At 76.4% G+C, this 2549-nt stretch carries 2 protein-coding genes; both read right to left on the bottom strand.

Going from position 1 to position 2549, the window contains the following annotated elements; all coding sequences use genetic code 11:
• Nucleotides 1-911: hypothetical protein (locus IF19_RS0134190; protein ID WP_050499010.1), on the bottom strand; the 911-nt coding region annotated here is incomplete at its 3' end.
• A 21-nt stretch (nt 912-932) separates the two neighbouring features.
• Nucleotides 933-2396 carry a mobilization protein gene (locus tag IF19_RS1000000138015; RefSeq protein WP_136975165.1) on the bottom strand — a complete coding sequence of 488 codons (1464 nt, stop codon included), beginning with the start codon at nt 2394-2396 and terminating at the stop codon, nt 933-935.
• Nucleotides 2397-2549 lie beyond the last annotated feature (153 nt).

Below are 2549 nucleotides of genomic sequence, written 5' to 3'. Positions count from 1 at the left end.
GGCCAGAGGCGGGAGCGCAGCAGGACGTCCGCCTCCTGCGGGGGCAGGTGTGCTCGGATCCGGTCCGCGTAGTAGGTGCGGGCGGCCTGGTCGACGCGGAGCTGGTCGAGTGCGAGGGACTGGTCGCTGAGGTCGAGGTCGGAGGGGATGGTGATGCCTTCGGTCAGTGGTCCCCAGACGCGTTTCGCGTCCGGGCTCGCCGGCCGGGGAGGGGCGGAGCCGGGAGCCGGGGCCGACGTCGGTTGTCCGGCGGTCGCGGGTGCCGGGGCAGGGGCGGCTGCGGAGGCGCGGGGCTGGGTGGCGCGGGCGGTGGCGGCGGCGACGGCCTGGTCGACGCCGAGGCCGGCGGTGTGGGCGTCGGTGAGGATGCGGGCGACGTCGAGCCCTTGGTCGTGGAGGCGGCCCATGGCGGCGGCGATGTCGGGCCAGGCCGGGGAGGAGAGGATCGCGTCGCGGACCAGGCCCTGGGGCATGGTGGCGCGCAGGAGGTCGGCCCACCGGTCGGTGCCCTCGGCCTGGATACGGGCGGTGTTGCGGGTGACGGCCCGCTCGACGCCGGAGGCCATCTGGCCCAGGTGCGGTAGGAAGGTGGGCAGGTCGACGCCGGCGTGGCTGAGGGAGAGGAGCTGGCGGGCCATCACCGGCCAGTCGGGGCTGGCGGTGAGGTGGGTGAGAAGTGCGGTGGGCAGGTGGTTGCCGAGCTCGTCGGCGGCCCACCCGTCCTCGGCGCGCCGGGCGTCGCTCTCGGGGAGTTCCTGCTCCTTGCCCTGGTGGTGCTTCTGGGAGGCGCGGCGGACCGCGTCGGCGATCGTGAGGATCAGCCGGACGGACATCGCGGCGGCCTGCGCGGCTTCGGAGAGGGACTCGGAGACGGGCTCGCCGAGCGGCTGCGCGGCAGCGGGCGTGGTCATGCGAGGGCTCCTTCGTACGGGTCAGCGTGAGCGCCCCGGGCCGGGTGCCGGTCCGGGGCCGGGTGTCGGGTGCGGGCCGGCGTGGGGTCGGGGTGGTACTCGGGTAACGGGCGTGGCCGGGGCGGGGCCACGCTCGGCGGCGGGCGTCACCCGTACGGTGTTCGGCGCGGTCCGGGAGGCGCGGGAGGCGCGCGGTGGGGTGCCGGTGAGAGTGGCGGCTTCGCGGAGGAGGACGGCGGCCTGGGCGGCGGCCCGGGCCTGGGCGTGGTGCTGCTGTGCGCGGTGCCAGGCGGTGGCTGCCTCGATCGCTTCGACGAGGGCGATCAGGAGGGTGAGGACGGCGGGGGCGCCGCCGCCTCTGGCTGCTCTGGGGGCGTGGTCGAGAGCGCGGGCGGCGGCTTTGAAGTGGGCGCGGGCGGTGCCGTGGAGGGTGCGGGTGCCGGGGGCGCGGGAGGCTTGCTCGAACGCGGCCGCGGTGGCACGGACCTGGTCGCGGACGGTGGCGGGGGAGGTGGCGGCGGCGATGGTGAGGAGGTCGCCGAGGGCGGCGACGTCGCCGGCGCCTTCGGTGCGGCCGGCGCGGGCGAGGAGGGTCGCGGCCTGGCGGATGCGGGTGTGTGCGCGGGTGATGTCGGCGGGGGCGATGGGCGGGTGGAAGCGTTCGCGGACGCGGGGCAGGGAGAGGTCGTAGGCGAGGGCCCGGCCCGAGAACCAGACGGGCCTGGTGTTGCGGTCGGCGCGGTCGCCGGGGAGGGCGACCGCGTACCCGTCCAGGGTGTTGTTCTCGTCGTGGTGTTCGCGCACGCGCAGGCCGGCGTCGCGCAGCCGGGTGAGGAAGTCGGTGGTGCTGGTGGCGCGGGCGGCGGCTTCGCGGACGGTGCGCTGGAGGCTTTCGCGGGCGGCTTCGGGGAGGCCGCGGCGGGCGGCTTTCTCCCGCTCGCCGGTGACCGGCGCGCGGCGTGCGGTGCGGTCGAGGGGGGACATCGGGGTGAGGCCCCAGGCGGTCTCGAAGGCGCGGGCGGCGGTGTGCATGCGGGGGATGTCGCCGCGGATACGGGGGTGGCGGCCGTCCTGGCGGGCGAGGGTCGCCACGATGTGGATGTGGTCGTCGGCGTGACGGACCGCCACCCACCGGCAGGCGTGGGTGTCGCCGTGCGGGGCGATGCCGGCGGCGTGGACCATCTCGGCGGCGACGGTCGCCCACTCGGCGTCCGACAGGGTCCGGTCGGTGGGTTCGTTACGGACGGAGATGTGCCACACGTGCTCGGCCGGTTTCGGGCCGCGCAGCGCCTCGACAGGGGCGTCCAGGAGCAGCGCGAGGTCGGAGAGCGTCATGCGGTCCGGGTTGCGGGCCGGGCAGGGCAGGCCCGGGGTCCAAGCGGCGACGAGGTGCGGGTCGATGTGCTCCTCGTGGTCCCCGGGGCCGAAGAGGTAGGCCAGGAGATCGGCGGTGGTGTCGCCCTCGGCGGCCTTCTTCGGCATCACGGGCCGTACGCCTTCCTCATGTGCGTGAGCGCCGTTCGCGCATGACCTGGAGGGTCGCCTCGTCGACCCGGGCGATCGCGTCCAGGGCCTGGGTCAGCGCCGTGCCGGCCGGGCCGGGCGGAGCCGGCCGGGGGGCGTGGGGAAGAGCTGCGT

The sequence above is a fragment of the Streptomyces californicus genome, from assembly GCF_000717645.1.
GTDB lineage: Bacteria > Actinomycetota > Actinomycetes > Streptomycetales > Streptomycetaceae > Streptomyces > Streptomyces californicus.
This window is presented reverse-complemented; position numbering and strand designations above follow the sequence as displayed.